This window comes from Streptomyces jumonjinensis, assembly GCF_009600885.1.
Classification (GTDB): domain Bacteria; phylum Actinomycetota; class Actinomycetes; order Streptomycetales; family Streptomycetaceae; genus Streptomyces; species Streptomyces jumonjinensis.
This window is the reverse complement of the sequence record NZ_VCLA01000066.1, coordinates 70,674-92,482: the sequence shown is the minus strand read 5'-3', so window position 1 is coordinate 92,482 and position 21,809 is coordinate 70,674. Positions and strand designations below refer to the sequence as shown.

Sequence of the window (21,809 nt, the reverse complement as noted above, 5' to 3'; positions counted from 1 at the left end):
CCGAGGACGTCCTGGTCTGTCCGCGCGCCCCCACCGGCCACCCCACCGACGGCCGCCCCGACGAACGGGTGCGGCTGGCTCTCCTCCCCACGTCCGGCGGAGACCCCGCCGTCGCCGCCGCCGAGCTGGCGCGGGCCGGCGGAGCCGGCTCCCTCGCCATCGAGGAGCACCACCTCACGGTCGCCCGCCACCGTGCGATCCGCTCCGTGGCGCCCCGGCTGCGGCTGGCCGATCTGGGGCTCGCCGTCGAGCAGCAGCGCATCGTCAAGGACGAGGAGGAGATCGCCTGTCTCAGAATCGCCGCCGAGATCACCGACCAGGCCCTCGGCGAACTGCTGGAGTCGATTCTGGTGGGCCGGACCGAACGGCATCTCGCCCTGGAGCTGGAGCGGCGGCTGATCGACCACGGCGCGGACGGCGCGGCCTTCCCCACCGCCGTCGCCACCGGACCCCATTCCGGCCGCCGCGGCCACCATCCCACGGACCGCCGGGTCGAGGAGGGCGACTTCCTCTCGGTCTGCGTCGGCGCCGACTACCGCGGCTACCGCTGTGAGATCGGCCGTACTTTTGTGATCGGCACCTCTCCGGCGGACTGGCAGATCGAGCTGTACGACCTGGTCTTCACCGCCCAGCGGGCCGCCCGGGAGGCTCTGGTGCCGGGTGTCGCGTACCGTGATGTGGACCGCGCGGCCCGTCAGATCCTGGACGCGGCGGGCCATGGCGAGGGGCTCGCACCGCTCACCGGGCACGGCGTCGGTCTCGAAATCAACGAGGACCCGCAGCTGGCCCCTGCCGCCATGGGTAAACTGGACGCTTGCGTGCCGGTCACCGTCGAACCGGGGGTCCACCTTCCGGGCCGGGGCGGTGTCCGGATCGATGACACGCTCGTCGTACGCCAGGAGGCGGACGGCGGACCCGAGCTACTCACCATCACGACCAAGGAGCTGCTCGCGCTCTAGCGCGCACCGTCGTAGCCCTCGGTCGTCCACCAGCGTCAGTCCAGGAGATTCCGCAACCGTGGCTTCCACGAACGACCTCAAGAACGGCATGGTGCTCAAGCTCGACAACGACCAGCTCTGGTCTGTCGTCGAGTTCCAGCACGTCAAGCCCGGCAAGGGCCCGGCCTTTGTGCGCACCAAGCTCAAGAATGTGCTCTCCGGAAAGATCGTCGACAAGACGTTCAACGCCGGCGTGAAGGTCGAGACGGCCACCGTCGACCGCCGCGACATGCAGTTCTCGTACATGGACGGCGACTACTTCGTCTTCATGGACATGCAGACCTACGACCAGCTGCATGTCCCTCGCCCGGCCGTGGGCGAGGCCGCGAACTTCCTGATCGAGGGCTTCACCGCCACCGTCGCCACGCACGAGGGCGAGGTGCTCTACGTCGAGCTCCCCGCCGCCGTCGAGCTGGTCATCCAGGAGACCGAGCCCGGCGTCCAGGGCGACCGCTCCACCGGTGGCACCAAGCCCGCGACGCTGGAGACCGGCTTCACCGTCCAGGTTCCGCTCTTCATCACCACCGGTGAGAAGATCAAGGTCGACACGCGTTCCGGCGACTACCTCAGCCGGGTGAACAGCTAACCGTGGCCGCCCGCAACAAGGCCCGTAAAAGGGCCTGCCAGATCCTCTTCGAGGCCGACCAGCGCGGTGCGTCCGTGCAGACCGTCCTCGCGGACTGGATCCGGCATTCACGGTCCGACACCCGGCAGCCCCCGGTCACCGAGTACACGATGGAGCTGGTCGAGGGGTACGCGGAGTACGCGCCCCGGATCGACGAGCTGATCTCCACGTACGCGGAGGGCTGGGACCTGGACCGGATGCCGGTCGTGGACCGCAACATCCTGCGCCTCGGCACCTATGAGCTGGTGTGGGTCGACGGCACCCCCGACGCGGTGGTGATCGACGAGGCGGTGCAGCTCGCCAAGGAGTTCTCCACGGAGGACTCCCCCTCGTTCGTGAACGGGCTCCTCGGCCGTTTCAAGGACCTCAAGCCGAGCCTGCGCCGCGAATAGCCGAGCCTGCGCCGCGCAGAGCGGACCGCCAGGACAGCGGCCCATCAGGCCCGAAGCCTCAGGCCCGAAGCCGACGATGCGTAATCGTCTGCTTCGGGCCTGGTGCGTCTCCGTGGCCGTGCCCTAGATTTCCCGGCATGCCCGCGAAGGGGATCGGCTCGGCACTCGCAGCACCGCCCGTGCCCCTCACGGCCCGGGTCCGCATCGGTTACGGTCTGGGCGCCTTCGCCGGCGGCACGTTCGGCACGGTCCCGGGACTGCTGCTGCTCTACTACCTCACCGACGCCCTCGGGGTCGCCGCCGGGCTCGCGGGTCTGCTCGTCTTTCTGCCCAAGGCATGGGATGTGCTGGCCAGCCCGTGGATAGGGCATCTCTCCGACCACACCCGCCACCGCTGGGGACCCCGCCGCCCCTGGATGGTGCTGGGCGCGCTCACCGCGCCCGTCTGCTTCGCGGCCATGTTCGCCGCGCCCGCCGGGCTCGACGGGGGCTGGGCCGCCGTCTATGTCGCCGGGCTCTTTCTGCTGACGACCACCGGTCACTCCTGCTTCCAGGTGCCGTACGGCGCGCTGCCCGCCGAGATCACCGCCGATCCGGACGAACGCGCCCGGGTGATGTCCTGGCGGGTGGCGTTCCTCTGTGTGGCGATCCTGCTCTCCGGGGCGGTGGCCCCGCTGCTGGCGGGGGTGCGGCAGGACGAGAGCGGCACCCCTGCGGGCTATCGGACGATGGGTCTCGCCATCGGGGTGCTGATCTGCGCCGGAATGGTGGCCGCGATCGTCGCCACCGCGCGGACCGGAGCCGTGGTGGCGACGGAGCGGGAGCCGGGCCTCGCGGAGCGGCTCCGGGCGGTACGCGGCAACCGGACGTTCGCCTGGCTGCTGGCCTCCAATGTCGTCCAGGGCTCGGCGATCGGGCTGATGCTCGCGGGTGTGCAGTATTTCGCCACATACGTCCTGGAGCGGCCCACCGCCACCACGGGCCTCTTCGTCTGTCTGATCGTTCCCTCGCTGCCCGCGATGCCGCTCTGGCTGGCGATCGGACGCCGTACGGGGAAGAAGCGGGCCGCCGTCGCCGCCTCGTTCTGTCTGCTGGCGGGCGCGGCCGTCATCCCCTTCGCCCGGGAGCTGCCGCTTGCGGCGGTGTACGCGGCGGTGGGTCTCGCGGGGGTGGGTTACGCGGGCACACAGCTGCTGCCGACCGCCATGCTGGGGGATGCCACCGCCGCTGACGCCCTGGTCACCGGGCATCGCCGGGCCGGGATTCTCGCCGGGATCTGGTCGGCGGGGGAGACCCTCGGGCTCGCGATCGGACCCGGGCTCTTCGGGCTGGTGCTGGCTCTCGGCGGATTCGTCTCGTCCGACGCCGCCGAACGGGTCGATCAGCCCGGCTCCGTCGTGACGGCGATCCTCATCGGCTTCGGCGCGCTGCCCGCCCTGCTGGTGCTGCTCAGCATTCCGCTGCTGACCCGGTACGACCTCACCGAGGAGCGGCTGGCGCGGCTGCGCGAGCGGGCGGGGGCCCCTGGGCCCGGCGGGCCCCGATGAGCCGCAGGAAGCGGATCTGAGCCTTCCGTAAGGCTCCCGGCGCCGGACCTCCGTAAGGCTCCTGGCGCCGGACCTCCGTAAGGCCCCCGGCACCCGGACCCCCGCGGAGCCCCCGGCGCCGGGACCCGGACCCCGCGGCGCTCGAACAGCCCCCGCTCCGGCGCGCAGAAGGGCGAACCCGCAATCGGCGGGCTCGCCCTCCCGGTGTGACGTTTCTCCGCGACCCTGGCGGAGAGTGCATCGGCTCGCTGAGCGGACTCAGCTCTCCTCGTGGGTGACCGCGCGGCGCGCGTCCGCGTCCAGCACGCCCCAGCTGATGAGCTGCTCGGTCAGCACCGAGGGCGACTGGTCGTAGATGACGGCCAGTGTGCGCAGATCGTCCTGACGGATCGAGAGCACCTTGCCGTTGTAGTCACCGCGCTGGGACTGGATCGTGGCGGCATAGCGCTGGAGCGGGCCCGCCTTCTCGGCCGGCACATGGGCCAGTCGCTCCAGATCCAGGACGAGCTTCGGCGGCGGCTCGGCGGCCCCGCCCGGCGTGGTGCCGGGAAGCAGTTCCTGCACCGGAACGCCGTAGAAATCCGCCAGCTCGGCCAGGCGCTGCACGGTCACGGCGCGGTCGCCGCGCTCGTAGGACCCGACCACCACGGCCTTCCAGCGGCCCTGGGACTTCTCTTCCACGCCGTGGAGGGACAGCCCCTGCTGGGTGCGGATCGCGCGGAGCTTGGCCCCGAGCTGTTTTGCGTATTCGCTGGACATATAGCTCCCCGGACGGTGTCTGGTAACTCACTGTGAGGTTACGCAGCGTTACTTGGATGCGTCAAGCCGAATGGTCCGGACCGGTTGGTTGTCATGATCCGGACCGGTGACGGGAGGTCCCGGTGCTGGGATTCTGTCAGGGCCGCCTCCAGCCGGCCCGTCGGGGCCCTGGTACGGTGGTGACGCAAATCCGACGTCCTTTAAGATCCGTCCCGTGAGGCGGAGAAGGGGGTCCGTTCCGTATGGACACGAACAGCTCCGACGCACGACCCGTGCTGGAAGCGCCCGACATCGCTCGGATGCTGACCCGCATAGCCCATGAGATCGTCGAACGCGCCAAGGGCGCCGACGACGTGGTGCTCCTCGGCATCCCCACCCGCGGTGTCTTCCTCGCCCGCAGGCTCGCCGACAAGCTGGAGCAGATCACCGGCCGCCCGATGCCGGTCGGCTCCCTCGACATCACCATGTACCGCGACGACCTGCGCCTGCGGCCCGCCCGCGCGCTGGCCCGCACCCATATCCCCGGCGAGGGCATCGACGGACGGCTGGTCGTCCTGGTCGACGACGTCCTCTTCTCCGGCCGCACCATCCGCGCCGCCCTCGACGCCCTCGGCGACATCGGCCGCCCGCGCGCCGTCCAGCTCGCCGTCCTGGTCGACCGGGGCCACCGCGAGCTGCCCATCCGCGCCGACTACGTGGGCAAAAATCTGCCGACCTCGCTCCGCGAGACCGTCAGGGTCCAGCTCGCCGAGGAGGACGGCCGCGACACCGTGCTCCTCGGGGTGCGCGAGCCCGCCCCGGCCACCGAGCGGTAGCACCCTCACCCGTCCGGCCCCGCCGCACGGCGGGACCCGTGCGCCCGCACGCCCACCGCCATGCCTCCCCGCCGCCACGCCTCCGCGCCCCCGCACGTCACCGGCCGCCCCGCGAGCCCTCCCTCCCGACACCATCGGAGCCCCTCGATGAAGCATCACCTCATCTCGGCCGCCGACCTCACCCGTGATGACGCCGTCCTCATCCTCGACACCGCCGAGGAGATGGCCCGCGTCGCCGACCGGCCGATCAAGAAGCTGCCCACCCTCCGCGGCCGTACCGTCGTCAACCTCTTCTTCGAGGACTCGACCCGGACCCGGATCTCGTTCGAGGCCGCCGCCAAGCGGCTCTCCGCCGATGTCATCAACTTCTCCGCGAAGGGCTCCTCGGTCTCCAAGGGCGAGTCCCTGAAGGACACCGCGCTCACCCTGGAGGCGATGGGCGCCGACGCCGTCGTCATCCGCCACCACGCCTCCGGCGCGCCCTACCGGCTGGCCAACTCCGGCTGGATCGACGGCGCGGTGGTCAACGCGGGCGACGGCACCCACGAGCACCCCACCCAGGCCCTGCTCGACGCCTTCACCATGCGCCGCCGGCTCGTCGGCCGTGACCGCGGAATCGGCCGCGACCTGGCCGGCCGCCGGATCACCATCGTCGGCGACGTGCTGCACAGCCGGGTCGCCCGGTCCAATGTGCTGCTGCTGAACACCCTCGGTGCCGAGGTCACCCTCGTCGCCCCGCCCACCCTGGTGCCCATCGGCGTCGAGAGCTGGCCCTGCGAGGTCTCGTACGACCTGGACTCGGTGCTGCCCAAGTCCGACGCCGTGATGATGCTGCGGGTCCAGCGCGAGCGGATGAACGCCGCCTTCTTCCCCACCGAGCGCGAGTACTCGCGCCGCTACGGGCTGGACGGCGACCGGATGGCGCGGATGCCGGAGGACTCCATCGTCATGCACCCCGGACCGATGAACCGGGGTATGGAGATCACCGCCGAGGTCGCCGACTCCGACCGCTGCACGGCCGTCGAGCAGGTCGCCAACGGCGTCTCGACCCGGATGGCCGTCCTGTATCTGCTGCTCGGCGGCGCAGAGCCCGCCGCCCCCGCCCCGCACGCCCGTACCGAGGAGACCAAGTAACCATGAGCAAGATCCTTATCCGTGGCGCGCAGGTGCTCGGCGGCGCGGCGCAGGACGTCCTGATCGACGGCGAGACCATCGCCGAGGTCGGCCCGGACATCGCCGCGGGGGACGCGACGGTCATCGAGGCCGGTGGCCGCGTCCTGCTCCCGGGTCTCGTCGACCTCCACACCCATCTGCGCGAGCCCGGCCGTGAGGACTCCGAGACCGTCCTCACCGGCACCAAGGCCGCCGCCGTCGGCGGATTCACCGCCGTCCACGCCATGGCCAACACCTTCCCCGTCGCCGACACCGCCGGCGTGGTCGAGCAGGTCTACCGGCTCGGCAAGGAGTCCGGCTACTGCGACGTCCAGCCGGTCGGCGCGGTCACCGTGGGCCTGGAGGGCAAGCAGCTCGCCGAGCTCGGCGCGATGCACGACTCCGCCGCCGGGGTGAAGGTCTTCTCCGACGACGGCAAGTGCGTCGACGACGCCGTGATCATGCGCCGGGCGCTGGAGTATGTGAAGGCGTTCGACGGAGTCGTCGCCCAGCACGCCCAGGAGCCCCGGCTGACCGAGGGCGCCCAGATGAACGAGGGCGTCGTCTCCGCCGAGCTCGGCCTCGGCGGCTGGCCCGCCGTCGCCGAGGAGTCGATCATCGCCCGCGATGTCCTCCTCGCCGCCCATGTCGGCTCCCGGGTGCACATCTGCCACCTCTCCACCGCGGGCTCGGTCGAGATCGTCCGCTGGGCGAAGTCCAAGGGCTGGGACGTCACCGCCGAGGTCACCCCCCACCATCTGCTGCTCACCGACGAGCTGGTGCGCACCTACGACCCCGTCTACAAGGTGAACCCGCCGCTGCGCACCGAGGCCGATGTGCTGGCCCTGCGCGAGGCGCTCGCGGACGGCACCATCGACTGTGTGGCCACCGACCACGCCCCGCACCCGCACGAGGACAAGGACTGCGAGTGGGGCGCGGCGGCCATGGGCATGGTCGGCCTGGAGACCGCGCTCTCCGTCGTCCAGGAGACGATGATCGAGACCGGTCTGCTCGACTGGGCGGGCGTCGCCGACCGGATGTCCTTCCGCCCCGCCGTGATCGGCCGGCTCGGCGGCCATGGCCGCCCCATCGCGCCGGGCGAGCCCGCCAACCTCACGCTGGTGGATCCCGCATACCGTGGAGCCGTGGACCCCGCGGGCTTCGCCTCCCGCAGCCGCAACACCCCCTACGAGGGCCGTGAGCTGCCGGGACGCGTCACCCACACCTTCCTGCGGGGCCGGGCAACGGTACTCGACGGGAAACTCGCGTGACATCACTCACCCACATCGCAGCCCAGCTCGCCGCCGAGAAGAAGTCGGCGGAGGTGACCGACTGGGCGGCCCGCATCGGCTGGGTCGTCGGGCTGCTGCTCTTCATCGCCCTCGTCTACTGGCTGATGCGCCAGGGCTGGAAGTGGCGCGGCGCCCTCCAGTCGGGGCTGCCCGCACTGCCCGCCGCGCCCGAGCGGGCCGGCGCGGCGCGGCAGGTCATGACCGGCCGCTACCACGGCTCCACCACGGCCGGGCAGTGGCTCGACCGGATCGTGGCCCACGGCCTCGGCGTCCGCAGCCGGGCCGAGCTCACCCTGACCGACGCGGGAGTCGAGGTCGTACGCCCCGGCGCGAGCGACTTCTTCATCCCGCAGGCCGCCCTGCGCGAGGCCAGGCTCGACAAGGGCATCGCCGGGAAGGTCCTCGCCGAAGGCGGGCTCCTGATCGTCACCTGGGAACACGGCGGCACGCTCATCGACTCCGGTTTCCGCTCCGACGCGGCGGCCGAGCACGGCGAGTGGGTCACCGCACTGAACCACCTGATCAACACAACGGAAGGCGCACGATGACGACCTCCACCAGGGGAGCCGACCAGACTCCCGCCGTTCTCGTCCTGGAGGACGGCCGCACCTTCCGCGGCCGTGCCTACGGGGCCGTGGGGGAGACCTTCGGCGAAGCGGTGTTCAACACCGGTATGACCGGTTACCAGGAAACGCTCACCGATCCCTCGTACCACCGCCAGGTCGTCGTGATGACCGCCCCCCACGTCGGCAACACCGGGGTCAACGACGAGGACGACGAGTCCCGGCGGATCTGGGTCGCCGGATACGTCGTACGCGACCCCGCACGCGTCAGCTCCAACTGGCGCTCCCGGCGCACCCTCGACGACGAGCTGACCGCCCAGGGCGTCGTCGGCATCAGCGGCATCGACACCCGCGCGCTCACCCGCCACCTCCGTGAGCGCGGCGCGATGCGCGTCGGGATCTTCTCGGGAGACGCCCTCGCCGACGAGGCGGCCCTGCTGGCCCGCGTCCTCGAGTCTCCGCAGATGACCGGCGCCGATCTCTCCGCGCAGGTCGCCACCGCCGAGAGCTATGTCGTCCCGGCGATCGGGACCAAGCGGTTCACCGTCGCCGCCATCGACCTCGGCATCAAGGGCATGACCCCGCGGCTGATGGCCGAGCGCGGCATCGAGGTGCATGTGCTGCCCGCGACCGCGACCGTCGACGAGGTGTACGCGGTCCAGCCGGACGGCGTCTTCCTCTCCAACGGCCCCGGCGACCCCGCCACCGCCGATCTCACGGTGATCAAGGCCGTGCTCGAACGGAAGACCCCGCTCTTCGGCATCTGCTTCGGCAACCAGCTCCTCGGCCGCGCCCTCGGCTTCGGCACCTACAAGCTGAAGTACGGCCACCGCGGCATCAACCAGCCCGTACAGGACCGCTCCACGGGCAAGGTCGAGGTCACCGCCCACAACCACGGATTCGCCGTCGACGCACCGCTCGACCGGGTCTCCGACACCCCCTACGGCCGCGCCGAGGTCTCCCACGTCTGCCTCAACGACGATGTGGTGGAGGGCCTGCACCTCCTTGACCAGCCGGCTTTCAGCGTTCAATATCACCCCGAAGCCGCGGCGGGCCCCCACGATGCCGCATACCTGTTCGACCGCTTCACCACCCTGATGGAGGGCCAGCGTGCCTAAGCGCTCCGATATCCAGTCCGTCCTGGTCATCGGCTCCGGTCCGATCGTCATCGGACAGGCCGCCGAGTTCGACTACTCAGGCACCCAGGCCTGCCGCGTCCTCAAGTCCGAGGGCCTGCGGGTCATCCTGGTCAACTCCAACCCCGCCACGATCATGACGGACCCGGAGATCGCCGACGCCACCTACGTCGAGCCGATCACCCCCGAGTTCGTCGAGAAGATCATCGCCAAGGAGCGCCCCGACGCGCTGCTGCCCACCCTCGGCGGCCAGACCGCGCTGAACACCGCCATCTCCATGCACGAGCAGGGCGTACTGGAGAAGTACGGCGTCGAACTGATCGGCGCCAACGTCGAGGCCATCAACAAGGGCGAGGACCGCGAGCTCTTCAAGGAGGTCGTGGAGGCCGTCCGCGAGAAGACCGGCCACGGCGAGTCCGCCCGCTCGGTCATCTGCCACTCCATGGACGACGTCCTCCAGGGCGTCGAGACCCTCGGCGGCTACCCCGTCGTCGTCCGGCCCTCCTTCACCATGGGCGGCGCGGGCTCCGGCTTCGCCCACGACGAGGAAGAGCTGCGCCGCATCGCAGGCCAGGGACTCACCCTCTCCCCGACCACCGAGGTCCTCCTGGAGGAGTCCATCCTCGGCTGGAAGGAGTACGAGCTGGAGCTGATGCGCGACAAGCACGACAACGTCGTGGTCGTCTGCTCCATCGAGAACTTCGACCCCATGGGCGTCCACACCGGCGACTCCATCACCGTCGCCCCGGCGATGACCCTCACCGACCGCGAGTACCAGCGGCTGCGGGACATCGGCATCGCGATCATCCGCGAGGTCGGCGTCGACACCGGCGGCTGCAACATCCAGTTCGCCGTCGACCCCGACGACGGCCGGATCATCGTCATCGAGATGAACCCCCGGGTCTCCCGGTCCTCCGCCCTCGCCTCCAAGGCCACCGGCTTCCCCATCGCCAAGATCGCCGCGAAGCTCGCCGTCGGCTACACCCTCGACGAGATCCCCAACGACATCACCGAGAAGACCCCGGCGTCCTTCGAGCCCACGCTCGACTACGTCGTGGTCAAGGCCCCGCGCTTCGCCTTCGAGAAGTTCCCCTCCGCCGACGCCACCCTCACCACCACCATGAAGTCGGTCGGCGAGGCCATGGCGATCGGCCGCAACTTCACCGAGGCCCTCCAGAAAGCCCTCCGCTCCCTGGAGAAGAAGGGCAGCCAGTTCGACTTCACCGCCCCCCTCGGCGACAAGGACGAACTGCTGCGCGAGGCCGTCCGGCCCACCGACGGCCGCATCAACACCGTCATGGCCGCCATCCGCGCCGGAGCCACCCCCGAAGAGGTCTTCGACGCCACCCGGATCGACCCCTGGTTCGTCGACCAGCTGTTCCTGATCAAGGAGTACGCCGACGAGCTCGCCGCCGCCGAGCGGCTCTCCCCCGGGCTGCTCGCCGAGGTCAAGCGGCACGGCTTCTCCGACGCCCAGATCGCCGGAATCCGCGATCTGCGCGAGGACGTCGTCCGCGAGGTACGGCACACGCTCGGCATCCGCCCGGTCTACAAGACCGTCGACACCTGCGCCGCCGAGTTCGCCGCCCGCACCCCGTACTTCTACTCCTCCTACGACGAGGAGAGCGAGGTCGCCCCCCGCGAGAAGCCCGCGGTGATCATCCTCGGCTCCGGACCGAACCGGATCGGCCAGGGCATCGAGTTCGACTACTCCTGCGTCCACGCCTCCTTCGCGCTCAGCGACGCCGGGTACGAGACCGTCATGGTCAACTGCAACCCCGAGACCGTCTCCACCGACTACGACACCTCCGACCGGCTCTACTTCGAGCCGCTCACCCTGGAGGACGTACTGGAGATCGTGCACGCCGAGTCCCTCGCCGGACCCGTCGCGGGCGTCATCGTCCAGCTCGGCGGCCAGACCCCCCTCGGTCTCGCCCAGGCGCTCAAGGACAACGGCGTACCGGTCGTCGGCACCCCGCCCGAGGCCATCCACGCCGCCGAGGACCGCGGCGCCTTCGGCCGGGTGCTCCAGGAGGCCGGACTGCCCGCCCCCAAGCACGGCACCGCCACCACCTTCGCCGAGGCCAAGGCCATCGCCGACGAGATCGGCTACCCCGTCCTCGTACGCCCCTCCTATGTGCTGGGCGGACGCGGCATGGAGATCGTGTACGAGGAGGCCCGCCTCCAGTCGTACATCGCCGAGTCCACCGAGATCAGCCCCACCCGGCCGGTCCTGGTCGACCGCTTCCTCGACGACGCCATCGAGATCGACGTCGACGCCCTCTACGACGGCGAGGAGCTCTACCTCGGCGGCGTCATGGAGCACATCGAGGAAGCCGGCATCCACTCCGGCGACTCCGCCTGCGCCCTGCCCCCCATCACCCTCGGCGGCTTCGACATCAAGCGGCTGCGCGCCTCCACCGCAGCCATCGCGCGCGGCGTCGGCGTCCGCGGACTGATCAACATCCAGTTCGCCCTCGCCGGGGACATCCTCTACGTCCTGGAGGCCAACCCCCGCGCGTCCCGGACCGTCCCCTTCACCTCCAAGGCGACCGCCGTGCCGCTGGCCAAGGCCGCCGCCCGGATCTCGCTGGGCGCCACCATCGCCGAACTGCGCGCCGAGGGCCTGCTGCCCAAGGAGGGCGACGGCGGCACCCTGCCGATGGACGCGCCGATCTCCGTCAAGGAGGCCGTGATGCCGTGGTCGCGCTTCCGCGACATCCACGGCCGCGGCGTCGACACCGTCCTCGGCCCGGAGATGCGCTCCACCGGCGAGGTCATGGGCATCGACACCGTCTTCGGCACCGCCTACGCCAAGTCGCAGGCGGGCGCGTACGGCCCGCTGCCCACCAAGGGCCGCGCGTTCATCTCCGTCGCCAACCGCGACAAGCGCTCGATGATCTTCCCGGCCCGCGAGCTGGTCGCCCACGGCTTCGAGCTCCTCGCCACCTCCGGCACCGCCGAGGTCCTCAAGCGCAACGGCATCAGCGCCACCGTCGTCCGCAAGCACGGCGAGGGCATGGGCCCGAACGGCGAGAAGACCATCGTCCAGCTGATCCACGACGGCGAGGTCGACCTCATCGTCAACACGCCGTACGGCACCGGCGGCCGTCTCGACGGCTATGACATCCGCACCGCCGCCGTGGCGCGCTCCGTGCCCTGCCTCACCACGGTCCAGGCGCTCGCCGCCGCCGTACAGGGCATCGAAGCGCTCACCCGTGGCGATGTGGGCGTCCGCTCCCTCCAGGAACACGCCGAGCGTCTGACCGCGGCCCGCGACTAGCAGCGAGGGGGACACCGGAAACGGTGTCCCCCTCCTCATGAGGACACCCACCATGTACCAGACCTTCTTCAAGCTCGCCTTCACCCGGATGGACCCCGAGCGCGCCCACCATCTGGCCTTCCGCTGGATCCGGCTCGCCGCCGCCGTCCCCGTACTGCGCACCTTCATCGCCGCCGCTCTCGCCCCCCGCCACCGGGAACTGCGCACCGAGGCCCTCGGACTGCGGATGCACGGCCCCTTCGGGCTCGCCGCCGGCTTCGACAAGAACGCCGTCGCGATCGACGGACTGACCATGCTCGGCTTCGATCACATCGAGATCGGCACGGTCACCGCGCTCGCCCAGCCCGGCAACCCCAAGAAGCGCCTCTTCCGGCTGCTCCCCGACCGGGCGCTCATCAACCGCATGGGCTTCAACAACGAGGGCTCGGCGGCCGTCGCCCAGCGGCTCGCCGAGCGCCGCCCGGCGTTCCGGAGCGTCGTCGGCGTCAACATCGGCAAGACCAAGATCGTCCCCGAGGCGGAGGCGACCGCGGACTACGTCACCTCCACCGAGCGACTGGCCCGCCACGCCGACTACCTCGTGGTGAACGTCTCATCCCCGAACACCCCCGGACTCCGCAACCTCCAGGCCACCGAGTCGCTGCGCCCGCTGCTCACCGCCGTACGCGAGGCCGCCGACCGCACGGTCACCGACCGGCGCGTCCCGCTGCTGGTCAAGATCGCGCCGGATCTCGCGGACGACGACATCGACGCGGTCGCCGATCTCGCCGTGGAACTGGGCCTGGACGGCATCATCGCCACCAACACCACCATCTCCCGAGAGGGGCTCGTTTCCGATCCCTCGCTCACCGCCGAGACCGGCGGGCTCTCCGGAGCGCCGCTCAAGGAGCGCTCCCTCGCCGTCCTGCGGCGGCTGTACGCCCGTGTCGGCGACCGGATCACCCTGGTCGGCGTCGGGGGCATCGAGGACGCCGAGGACGCCTGGCAGCGCATTCTCGCCGGCGCGACCCTGATCCAGGGCTACAGCGCCTTCATCTATCAGGGGCCGTTCTGGAGCCGCGCCGTCCACAAGGGGCTGGCCGCCCGCCTGGCCGCCAGCCCGTACGCCACCCTCGCCGAGGCAGTCGGAGCCGGGGCGCGCGACGCCTCCGCCCGGAAGGAGTCCGCCGCGTGATCCCCTTCGGCACCCGGCTGCGCCGGGCGATGGACACCCGCGGGCCGCTCTGCGTCGGCATCGACCCGCATGCCTCACTGCTCCGTGACTGGGGCCTGAACGACGATGTCGCGGGCCTGGAGCGGTTCACCCGTACGACCGTGGACGCGCTGGCCGACCGGGTCGCCGTGCTCAAGCCGCAGTCCGCGTTCTTCGAGCGCTTCGGCTCCCGTGGCATCGCCGTGCTGGAGAAGGCGGTCGCCGACGCCCGCTCGGCGGGCGCGCTGGTGCTGATGGACGCCAAGCGCGGCGACATCGGCTCCACGATGGCCGCCTACGCCTCGGCGTTCCTGGACGAGGGCTCCCCGCTGTTCTCGGACGCGGTGACGCTCTCGCCGTATCTCGGCTTCGGCTCGCTCCGTCCGGCGCTGGACGCCGCCGCCGCGTCCGGGGCCGGCGTCTTCGTGCTGGCGCTCACCTCCAACCCGGAGGGCGCGGAGGTCCAGCGCGCGACGGCCGCGGACGGGCGCTCGCTGGCCCAGCTGATGCTCGACCGGATGGCCGCCGAGAACGAAGGCGCCCGGCCGCTCGGCTCGGTGGGCGCGGTCGTCGGGGCCACCCTGGGCGACACCGGGGCCGATCTGGCCATCAACGGTCCGCTGCTCGCCCCCGGCATCGGCGCGCAGGGCGCGACCCCGGCGGATCTGCCGAAGGTCTTCGGGTCCGTGGTGGGCAATGTGGTGCCGAGCGTGAGCCGGGGCGTCCTGCGGCACGGCCCGGACGCCGCCGCCCTGCGGGAGGCGGCCGAGCGCTTCGCCGACGAGGTGCGGGCCGCGGTCTCGGGAAGCCGGGACCGGGACGGATAAGACGATTCCGACTAGCAGCGCGGCCCGCTCCGGCGCCGTCCCCGGGACCCCGGGGGCGGCGCCGGAGCCGTCTTCGTGCCTCCGCCGACCAGGTCCGAGAACCCTTGGTGGAACCATGCATTGATCTTTGGTAAAACACGTGTGCGGCCTCGCCGAGAGAATCTTGGCCTAAATCACAGCAGATATGTCGCAAAAGTCCCGGTCGGTCGATGCTGACCAGGACTTTTCGCTTGTTCTCGCTGACTGGAGCGGTGATGGCCGCTAGTCTCCGTCGAAGAGCGAACGTGCACTGCGTTGCTCGTTGCTCCCCTGGTGTGGGGCGACTAGGTTCCTCACCGGTCCGTATCCGACAGTTCGACATCCGAGGTGACGTAGGCGTGGCTCTTCCGCCCCTTACCCCTGAACAGCGCGCAGCCGCGCTCGAAAAGGCCGCCGCGGCTCGCCGGGAGCGGGCCGAGGTCAAGAATCGACTCAAGCACTCCGGCGCCTCGCTCCACGAGGTCATCAAGCAGGGCCAGGAGAACGACGTCATCGGCAAGATGAAGGTCTCCGCCCTCCTTGAGTCCCTGCCCGGCGTGGGCAAGGTCCGCGCGAAGCAGATCATGGAAAGGCTGGGAATCTCCGAGAGCCGCCGGGTGCGCGGTCTCGGCTCGAACCAGATCGCTTCCCTGGAACGCGAGTTCGGCGGTGGCGCCGCCTGACGTTCCCGGGCACCCCCGGGAACCTGGATAATCGCTGCATGGCAGTAGAAGTACGTCCGCGGCTGACCGTGCTCTCCGGCCCCTCTGGGGTCGGCAAGAGCACGGTCGTCGCGCATATGCGCAAGGTCCACCCAGAGGTCTGGCTCTCGGTGTCGGCCACCACCAGAAAACCGCGTCCCGGCGAGCGTCACGGCGTGCAGTATTTCTTCGTCGGCGACGATGAATTCGACAAGCTGATCGCCAATGGCGAGCTGCTGGAGTGGGCCGAGTTCGCGGGCAACCGGTACGGCACCCCCCGGCAGGCCGTTCTCGAACGGCTGGAGGCGGGCGAGCCCGTGCTGCTGGAGATCGATCTCCAGGGGGCCCGGCAGGTCAAGGAGTCCATGCCGGAGTCCCGGCTGGTCTTTCTCGCCCCGCCGAGCTGGGACGAGCTGGTCTGCCGCCTCACCGGCCGGGGCACCGAGTCGGCCGAGGTGATCGAGCGCCGGCTGGCCGCCGCCAAGGTGGAGCTGGCCGCCGAATCGGAATTCGACACCACCCTCGTCAACACCTCCGTCGAGGATGTGTCGCGTGAGCTGCTAGCCTTGCTGACAGTGTCCTCCGGGGAGTGACCTTCCCGGATATCCGGGAAGAGCGTTCTGAAGCACTCCCGGATCCTCACACTGTTCGATCTTTTCCCCATCTTCGGAAGGTAGAGCGTGTCCTCTTCCATCACCGCGCCCGAGGGCATCATCAACCCGCCGATCGACGAGCTGCTTGAGGCCACGGACTCGAAGTACAGCCTGGTGATCTACGCGGCCAAGCGTGCGCGTCAGATCAACGCGTACTACTCGCAGCTCGGCGAGGGCCTGCTTGAGTACGTCGGTCCGCTCGTTGACACCCATGTCCACGAGAAGCCGCTGTCGATCGCCCTGCGCGAGATCAACGCGGGTCTGCTGACCTCCGAGGCCATCGAGGGCCCGGCTCAGTGACCCCGTAGTCACGGCTCAGTGACCACAGGCCCGGCGGCACGTCCGCCGGGCCTGTGGTGTGTCATGGGGGAAAAGCAGGGGAAAAGCAACCGGCCGAGTGCGGGGAGACGCAGTGGAGAAGCCGAAGGTCGTTCTGGGGGTCAGCGGGGGCATCGCCGCCTACAAGGCGTGTGAGCTGCTGCGGAGGCTGACGGAATCGGGTCATGACGTACGGGTCGTGCCGACCGCTTCAGCGCTCCACTTCGTCGGAGCGGCCACCTGGTCGGCGCTCTCCGGCCATCCGGTCTCCACGGAGGTCTGGTCCGACGTCCATGAGGTTCCGCATGTGCGGATCGGACAGAGCGCCGATCTCGTCGTCGTCGCCCCCGCCACCGCCGATCTGCTCGCCAAGGCCGCGCACGGCCTCGCAGACGATCTGCTGACCAATACGCTGCTCACCGCCCGCTGTCCGGTGATCTTCGCGCCCGCGATGCACACCGAGATGTGGGAGCACCCCGCCACCCAGGAGAATGTGGCCACCCTGCGCCGCCGGGGCGCGGTGGTCATCGAGCCGGCGGTCGGCCGGCTCACCGGCGTCGACACCGGCAAGGGGCGGCTGCCCGAGCCCGAGGGGATCTTCGAGGTCTGCCGCCGGGTGCTGGCGCGCGGGGCCACCGTCCCCGATCTGGCCGGACGCCGGGTCGTGGTCACCGCGGGCGGCACCCGTGAGCCGCTGGACCCGGTCCGCTATCTGGGAAACCGCTCCTCCGGGAAGCAGGGGTACGCCCTCGCCCGGACCGCCGCGGGGCGCGGGGCGCGGGTGACGCTGATCGAGGCGAACACCCAGCTGGCCGACCCCGCGGGCGTCGATGTGGTCCATATCGGTACGGCGATCCAGCTGCGGGAGGCCGTGCTCAAGGCCGCCGCGGACGCCGATGTGGTGGTGATGGCCGCGGCCGTGGCCGATTTTCGACCGTCGGAATACGCCACGGGGAAAATCAAGAAGAAGGACGGCCAGGAGCCGGCGCCCATCTCGCTGGTCCGTAATCCCGACATTCTCGCCGAGCTCTCCGCCGATCGGCCGCGGGCCGATCAGGTGGTCGTGGGCTTCGCCGCGGAGACGGACGACGTCCTCGCCAACGGCCGGGAGAAGCTCCGCCGCAAGGGCTGCGATCTTCTGGTCGTCAATGAGGTGGGGGAGCGCAGAACCTTTGGCGCGGAAGAGAACGAGGCCGTTGTGCTCGCGGCGGACGGGGGCGAGACCCCGGTGCCGTACGGCCCCAAGGAGGCGCTCGCGGACACGGTGTGGGACCTGGTGCTCCAGCGTCTCGGGTGACCTCCGGCGGGGCCGCGGAGCAAGTGTCTGAAACCACAGAAAACCGACATTACGCCACTGTGCTCCCGACCCCGGATTCCGCTCCGCGCCGCCCCGGCCGCAGGTGGGAGAGGGTATGGCCGGTTCTCGTTACAACCATCGTCCGACGGCCATTCGACTCCACGAAGCGAGACGGGTGGTTCCCAGCCGGGGGGTGGCGGATAAACTGCTCTTGGAACGTCGCGGGGCGCAGCCCCCTGCCGGTCCGCCAATGATCAGCCAGCAGCCGCTGCAACCCCAGGGAGCGATGTGTCCCGCCGTCTCTTCACTTCGGAGTCCGTGACCGAAGGTCACCCCGATAAGATCGCCGACCAGATCAGCGACACCATTCTCGACGCCCTGCTCCGGGAGGACCCCGCTTCGCGGGTCGCCGTGGAGACGTTGATCACCACGGGTCTGGTCCATGTCGCCGGAGAGGTGACGACCCAGGCGTACGCCGACATCCCCACGCTGGTCCGCAACAAGATCCTGGAGATCGGCTACGACTCGTCGAAGAAGGGCTTCGACGGCGCTTCGTGCGGTGTGTCGGTGTCGATCGGCGCGCAGTCGCCGGACATCGCGCAGGGTGTGGACACGGCGTACGAGAAGCGCGTCGAGGGCGATGAGGACGAGCTCGACAAGCAGGGCGCGGGCGACCAGGGGCTGATGTTCGGCTACGCCTGCGACGAGACGCCGGAGCTCATGCCGCTGCCGGTCCATCTCGCGCACCGGCTCTCCCGGCGGCTCTCCGAGGTCCGCAAGAACGGGACCATCCCGTATCTGCGCCCGGACGGCAAGACCCAGGTCACCATCGAGTACGACGGCGACAAGGCGGTCCGTCTGGACACGGTCGTGGTGTCCTCGCAGCATGCCTCGGACATCGATCTGGACTCGCTGCTGGCTCCCGACATCCGCGAGTTCGTGGTGGAGCATGTGCTGGGCGAGCTGATCGCAGACGGGATCAAGCTGGACACGGAGGGGTACCGCCTCCTGGTGAACCCGACCGGCCGGTTCGAGATCGGCGGCCCGATGGGCGACGCGGGCCTCACCGGTCGCAAGATCATCATCGACACCTACGGCGGCATGGCCCGCCACGGCGGCGGCGCGTTCTCCGGCAAGGACCCGTCGAAGGTGGACCGCTCGGCGGCGTACGCGATGCGCTGGGTGGCGAAGAACGTGGTGGCCGCCGGGCTCGCGTCCCGCTGCGAGGTGCAGGTCGCGTACGCGATCGGCAAGGCCGAGCCGGTGGGTCTCTTCGTGGAGACCTTCGGGACCGCGACGGTGGAGTCCGAGCGCATCGAGCAGGCCATCGCGGACGTGTTCGACCTCCGTCCCGCCGCGATCATCCGCGACCTGGACCTGCTCCGTCCGATCTACGCGCAGACCGCGGCGTACGGGCACTTCGGCCGCGAGCTCCCCGACTTCACGTGGGAGCGCACCGACCGGGTCGACGCCCTGCGCGCGGCGGCGGGTCTGTAACCCGTCCGCATGGACTGGCGGCGGGGTCTGTGACCTCGCCCGCTCAGACCGGTGGCGGCGGTTTGCAACCCGTTCCACGGACCGGTGGCGGCGGGTCCGCGACCGTCCGCACGGTCAGGTGGCGGCGGGTCCGTGATCGTCCGCACGGACAGGTGACGGCGGTCCAAGACCGTCCGCACCGACCGGAGAATCTCCAGCCAGGCCCCGGCCCCTCGGCCGAGGATGCTGTCGGCAGCGACAGCGTCCTCGGCGGGGCCGGGGCCTGCGCCGTTGCCCGGACCGTCGGCGGCGCGGCACGCTGTCAGTGGCGTCTGGTAGGAATTTGGCTGTGAGCAGCGACAACGAGCAGCCCGACGAGCCCGCCGCCGCCGGCGGGCCCGAGCAGCTTGCGCTCATCCGGGAGACCGTGCGCAAGGCCAGCGTGCCCAAGGCCAAGCCGCGCACCTGGCGGGGGGCGGCGCTGGCCCCCCGGCTGCCGGTGGCGCGTGTGGTGGTCAACAAGGGCGTGCTCCATCTCGATCAGTATTTCGACTACGCCGTCCCCGCGGAGCTGGACGCCGAGGCGCAGCCCGGGGTGCGGGTCCGGGTGCGCTTCGGGGCCGGGGCCCACCGGGTGCGGGAAGGACGCCGGGAGGGCGGCGGGCTGATCGACGGGTTCCTCGTCGAGCGGCGTGCCGATTCGGACTACGGGGGGGCGCTCGCCGCCCTCGCCTCCGTCGTCTCGCCCGAGCCGGTCCTCAGCCCGGGGATGCTGGCGCTCGCGCGCGCGGTCGCCGACCGGTACGCGGGGTCGCTCGCCGATGTGCTCCAGCTCGCCGTCCCGCCGCGGAACGGACGGGCCGAGTCCAAGCCGTCGCCCGAGCCGCTGCCGCCGCCCCCCGCGCCCGAGCCCGGCACCTGGGGGCGGTACGGCAGGGGGCCCGCGTTTCTCCAGGCGCTCGCGGCCGGGGGAGCGCCGAGGGCCGTCTGGACCGCGCTGCCCGGCCCGCACTGGCCGGAGGAGCTGGCCCGCGCCGTCGCCGCCGCTCTCGCCTCCGGGCGGGGCGCTCTGGTCGTGGTGCCGGACGGGCGGCGGGCCGCCAGGGTCGACGCCGCTCTCACCGCGCTGCTGGGCGAGGGCCGCCATGCTCTGCTGACCGCCGAGTCCGGGCCCGAGAAGCGCTACCGGCAGTGGCTCGCCGTACGCCGTGGCTCGGTGCGGGCCGTCGTCGGCACCCGCTCCGCGATGTTCGCCCCCGTGCGCGATCTGGGACTGGTCGCCGTCTGGGACGACGGCGACGCCAGCCACAGCGATGAGAACGCCCCCTTCCCGCATGTCCGGGAGGTGCTCGAACTGCGCGCGGGGCACGAGCGCTGCGCCTTTCTGCTCGGCGGTCTGAGCTGCACGGTGGAGGCGGCCCAGCTGGTCGAGAGCGGCTGGGCGCGGCCTCTGACCGCCGACCGGGAGCAGGTGCGCCAGGCGGCTCCCCTGGTGCGTACCGTCGGCGATCAGGATCTCGCCCGGGACGAGGCCGCCCGCGCGGCCCGGCTGCCCAGCATCGCCTGGCAGGCGGTCCGGGACGGGCTGAAGAGCGGGCCCGTGCTGGTGCAGGTGCCCCGGCGCGGCTATGTGCCCCGGCTCGCGTGCGAGCGCTGCCGGGCCCCGGCGCGCTGCCGGCACTGCGCCGGTCCGCTGGAGGCGCCCGACGAGCGCGATCTGAGCTGCCGCTGGTGCGGTCGCGGTGCGGTGGACTGGCACTGCGCCGAATGCGGGGGCACCCGGCTGAGGGCCCGGATCGTGGGCGCCCGGCGCACCGCCGAGGAGCTGGGCCGGGCCTTTCCGGCCGTCCCGGTGCGCACATCCGGGCGTGATCATGTGCTGGACGCGGTTCCGGGGCGGCCCGCGCTGGTGGTGAGCACCCCGGGGGCGGAGCCGGTCGCCGACGGCGGCTATGCGGCGGCGCTGCTGCTGGACGGCTGGGCGATGCTGACCCGGCCCGATCTGCGGGCGGGCGAGGACGCGCTCCGCCGCTGGATCGACGCGGCGGCGCTGGTGCGGGGGCAGGGCGACGGGGGCACGGTGGTGGTCGTCGCCGAGCCGACCCTGCGGCCGGTCCAGGCACTGGTCCGCTGGGACCCGGCCGGGCACGCCCTGCGTGAGCTGGCGGACCGGGCCGAGCTGGGGTTTCCTCCGGTGTCGCGGATGGCGTCGGTCATCGGCCGCGCGGACGCGGTGCGCGCTTTCGTGGAGACGGCGGAGCTGCCGGGCGACAGGGAGGTCCTGGGCCCGGTTCCGCTGCCGGCGCCGCCGCCCGGACGGCCCCGCAGACCGGGGGAGCCGCCGGTGGGCGAGAGCTGGGTGCGGGCGCTGCTGAGGGTCCCGCCGGGCAGCGGCGCGGCCCTCGCGGCGGCGCTGAAGTCGGCCCAAGCGGCCCGGCTGGCCCGGGGCGGCCCGGACCAGGTCCGGATCAGAGTGGATCCCCTCGACATCGGCTGACATCGGCTGAGCGCGGGGCCCGCCGTCCGGGGACGGCTCCGATGCCGTGGGGGTGGCCGTGGCCGCTGTCCCCGTGGGCGGGGCGGGCTGGATGCGGTGCAGAGGGCTCGGGTCGTGGTCGTCCCCGGGTTTGCGACGGGTGTCGCCTGGCCGTCGGGGTCGGGGGTCGGCGGGAGGCTCTCCCCGCGCGGGGACGCGGCGGACGTCGGGGACGGTCCCGGGCACTCGGCTGGGGCGTCTCCGAAGCCGGAGGCCGTGGGGCTGCTCC

19 protein-coding genes are annotated in these 21,809 nt (G+C 71.3%); 18 read left to right on the top strand and 1 reads right to left on the bottom strand.

Features of this window, described 5'->3' with window-relative positions; translation table 11 throughout:
• The 4 genes from FF041_RS08480 to FF041_RS08465 all read left to right on the top strand — a co-directional run.
• Positions 1–959: M24 family metallopeptidase (locus FF041_RS08480; RefSeq protein ID WP_153521703.1), on the top strand; the 959-nt coding region annotated here is incomplete at its 5' end.
• A 58-nt stretch (positions 960–1,017) separates the two neighbouring features.
• Positions 1,018–1,584, top strand: a complete 567-nt coding sequence (efp, locus tag FF041_RS08475) for an elongation factor P (RefSeq protein ID WP_323391455.1) — start codon at positions 1,018–1,020, stop codon at positions 1,582–1,584.
• A gap of 2 nt (positions 1,585–1,586) precedes the next feature.
• Entirely contained in the window at positions 1,587–2,015 is a 429-nt protein-coding gene (gene nusB / locus FF041_RS08470; protein WP_323391454.1) for a transcription antitermination factor NusB, read from the top strand.
• Between the two features lie 137 nt (positions 2,016–2,152).
• The gene (locus FF041_RS08465) at positions 2,153–3,562 is read left to right on the top strand and encodes an MFS transporter (RefSeq protein WP_153521702.1); all 1,410 of its coding nucleotides are present in this window, start codon (positions 2,153–2,155) and stop codon (positions 3,560–3,562) included.
• 258 nt (positions 3,563–3,820) lie between these two features.
• Here the strand turns inward: FF041_RS08465 and bldD are convergent, their stop codons facing one another.
• Entirely contained in the window at positions 3,821–4,321 is a 501-nt protein-coding gene (gene bldD, locus FF041_RS08460) for a transcriptional regulator BldD (protein WP_153483851.1), read from the bottom strand.
• A gap of 242 nt (positions 4,322–4,563) precedes the next feature.
• Here bldD and pyrR point away from each other — a divergent pair, with 242 nt between their 5' ends.
• The 14 genes from pyrR (at position 4,564) to FF041_RS08390 (ending at position 21,541) form a co-directional block, all read left to right on the top strand.
• Complete coding sequence (gene pyrR / locus FF041_RS08455) at positions 4,564–5,136, top strand: bifunctional pyr operon transcriptional regulator/uracil phosphoribosyltransferase PyrR (RefSeq protein ID WP_153521701.1); 573 nt, start codon at positions 4,564–4,566, stop codon at positions 5,134–5,136.
• A gap of 147 nt (positions 5,137–5,283) precedes the next feature.
• The gene (locus tag FF041_RS08450; RefSeq protein WP_153521700.1) at positions 5,284–6,270 is read left to right on the top strand and encodes an aspartate carbamoyltransferase catalytic subunit; all 987 of its coding nucleotides are present in this window, start codon (positions 5,284–5,286) and stop codon (positions 6,268–6,270) included.
• A 2-nt stretch (positions 6,271–6,272) separates the two neighbouring features.
• A complete protein-coding gene (locus FF041_RS08445; RefSeq protein WP_153521699.1) occupies positions 6,273–7,559 on the top strand; it encodes a dihydroorotase in 1,287 nt (428 codons plus the stop codon).
• The gene (locus tag FF041_RS08440; protein ID WP_323371738.1) at positions 7,556–8,128 is read left to right on the top strand and encodes a PH-like domain-containing protein; all 573 of its coding nucleotides are present in this window, start codon (positions 7,556–7,558) and stop codon (positions 8,126–8,128) included. Before FF041_RS08445 ends, FF041_RS08440 begins: the two co-directional genes overlap by 4 nt.
• A complete protein-coding gene (gene carA, locus FF041_RS08435; RefSeq protein ID WP_153483844.1) occupies positions 8,125–9,261 on the top strand; it encodes a glutamine-hydrolyzing carbamoyl-phosphate synthase small subunit in 1,137 nt (378 codons plus the stop codon). The genes FF041_RS08440 and carA overlap by 4 nt, the downstream gene beginning before the upstream one ends.
• Positions 9,254–12,562: a carbamoyl-phosphate synthase large subunit gene (carB, locus tag FF041_RS08430; protein WP_323391453.1), complete on the top strand. Its 3,309-nt coding sequence runs from the start codon at positions 9,254–9,256 to the stop codon at positions 12,560–12,562. Before carA ends, carB begins: the two co-directional genes overlap by 8 nt.
• A 52-nt stretch (positions 12,563–12,614) precedes the next feature.
• Positions 12,615–13,736 carry a quinone-dependent dihydroorotate dehydrogenase gene (locus FF041_RS08425; RefSeq protein WP_153521698.1) on the top strand — a complete coding sequence of 374 codons (1,122 nt, stop codon included), beginning with the start codon at positions 12,615–12,617 and terminating at the stop codon, positions 13,734–13,736.
• Entirely contained in the window at positions 13,733–14,581 is an 849-nt protein-coding gene (pyrF, locus tag FF041_RS08420) for an orotidine-5'-phosphate decarboxylase (protein ID WP_323391452.1), read from the top strand. The genes FF041_RS08425 and pyrF overlap by 4 nt, the downstream gene beginning before the upstream one ends.
• 377 nt (positions 14,582–14,958) lie before the next feature.
• Positions 14,959–15,282 carry an integration host factor gene (locus tag FF041_RS08415; protein ID WP_005319887.1) on the top strand — a complete coding sequence of 108 codons (324 nt, stop codon included), beginning with the start codon at positions 14,959–14,961 and terminating at the stop codon, positions 15,280–15,282.
• Between the two features lie 38 nt (positions 15,283–15,320).
• Positions 15,321–15,893: a guanylate kinase gene (gene gmk / locus FF041_RS08410; RefSeq protein ID WP_153521697.1), complete on the top strand. Its 573-nt coding sequence runs from the start codon at positions 15,321–15,323 to the stop codon at positions 15,891–15,893.
• Positions 15,894–15,980: 87 nt separating this feature from the next.
• Positions 15,981–16,253, top strand: a complete 273-nt coding sequence (gene rpoZ / locus FF041_RS08405) for a DNA-directed RNA polymerase subunit omega (RefSeq protein ID WP_005319902.1) — start codon at positions 15,981–15,983, stop codon at positions 16,251–16,253.
• A 97-nt stretch (positions 16,254–16,350) separates the two neighbouring features.
• Positions 16,351–17,568, top strand: coding sequence for a bifunctional phosphopantothenoylcysteine decarboxylase/phosphopantothenate--cysteine ligase CoaBC (coaBC, locus tag FF041_RS08400; protein WP_323391451.1), 1,218 nt, complete (start codon positions 16,351–16,353; stop codon positions 17,566–17,568).
• A gap of 288 nt (positions 17,569–17,856) precedes the next feature.
• Positions 17,857–19,065 carry a methionine adenosyltransferase gene (gene metK, locus FF041_RS08395; protein WP_323371733.1) on the top strand — a complete coding sequence of 403 codons (1,209 nt, stop codon included), beginning with the start codon at positions 17,857–17,859 and terminating at the stop codon, positions 19,063–19,065.
• Positions 19,066–19,393: 328 nt separating this feature from the next.
• Positions 19,394–21,541 (top strand): primosomal protein N', encoded by a 2,148-nt coding sequence (locus FF041_RS08390; protein WP_323391450.1) that lies wholly within the window; start codon positions 19,394–19,396, stop codon positions 21,539–21,541.
• Positions 21,542–21,809: the final 268 nt, after the last annotated feature.

Coding starts and splice junctions, on each gene's coding strand:
- FF041_RS08465 (WP_153521702.1), top strand. CDS start 2,153: ATGCCCGCGAAGGGGATCGGCTCGGCACTCGCAGCACCGCCCGTGCCC.
- FF041_RS08445 (WP_153521699.1), top strand. CDS start 6,273: ATGAGCAAGATCCTTATCCGTGGCGCGCAGGTGCTCGGCGGCGCGGCG.
- FF041_RS08425 (WP_153521698.1), top strand. CDS start 12,615: ATGTACCAGACCTTCTTCAAGCTCGCCTTCACCCGGATGGACCCCGAG.
- gmk (WP_153521697.1), top strand. CDS start 15,321: ATGGCAGTAGAAGTACGTCCGCGGCTGACCGTGCTCTCCGGCCCCTCT.
- bldD (WP_153483851.1), bottom strand. CDS start 4,321: ATGTCCAGCGAATACGCAAAACAGCTCGGGGCCAAGCTCCGCGCGATC.
- pyrR (WP_153521701.1), top strand. CDS start 4,564: ATGGACACGAACAGCTCCGACGCACGACCCGTGCTGGAAGCGCCCGAC.
- FF041_RS08450 (WP_153521700.1), top strand. CDS start 5,284: ATGAAGCATCACCTCATCTCGGCCGCCGACCTCACCCGTGATGACGCC.
- carA (WP_153483844.1), top strand. CDS start 8,125: ATGACGACCTCCACCAGGGGAGCCGACCAGACTCCCGCCGTTCTCGTC.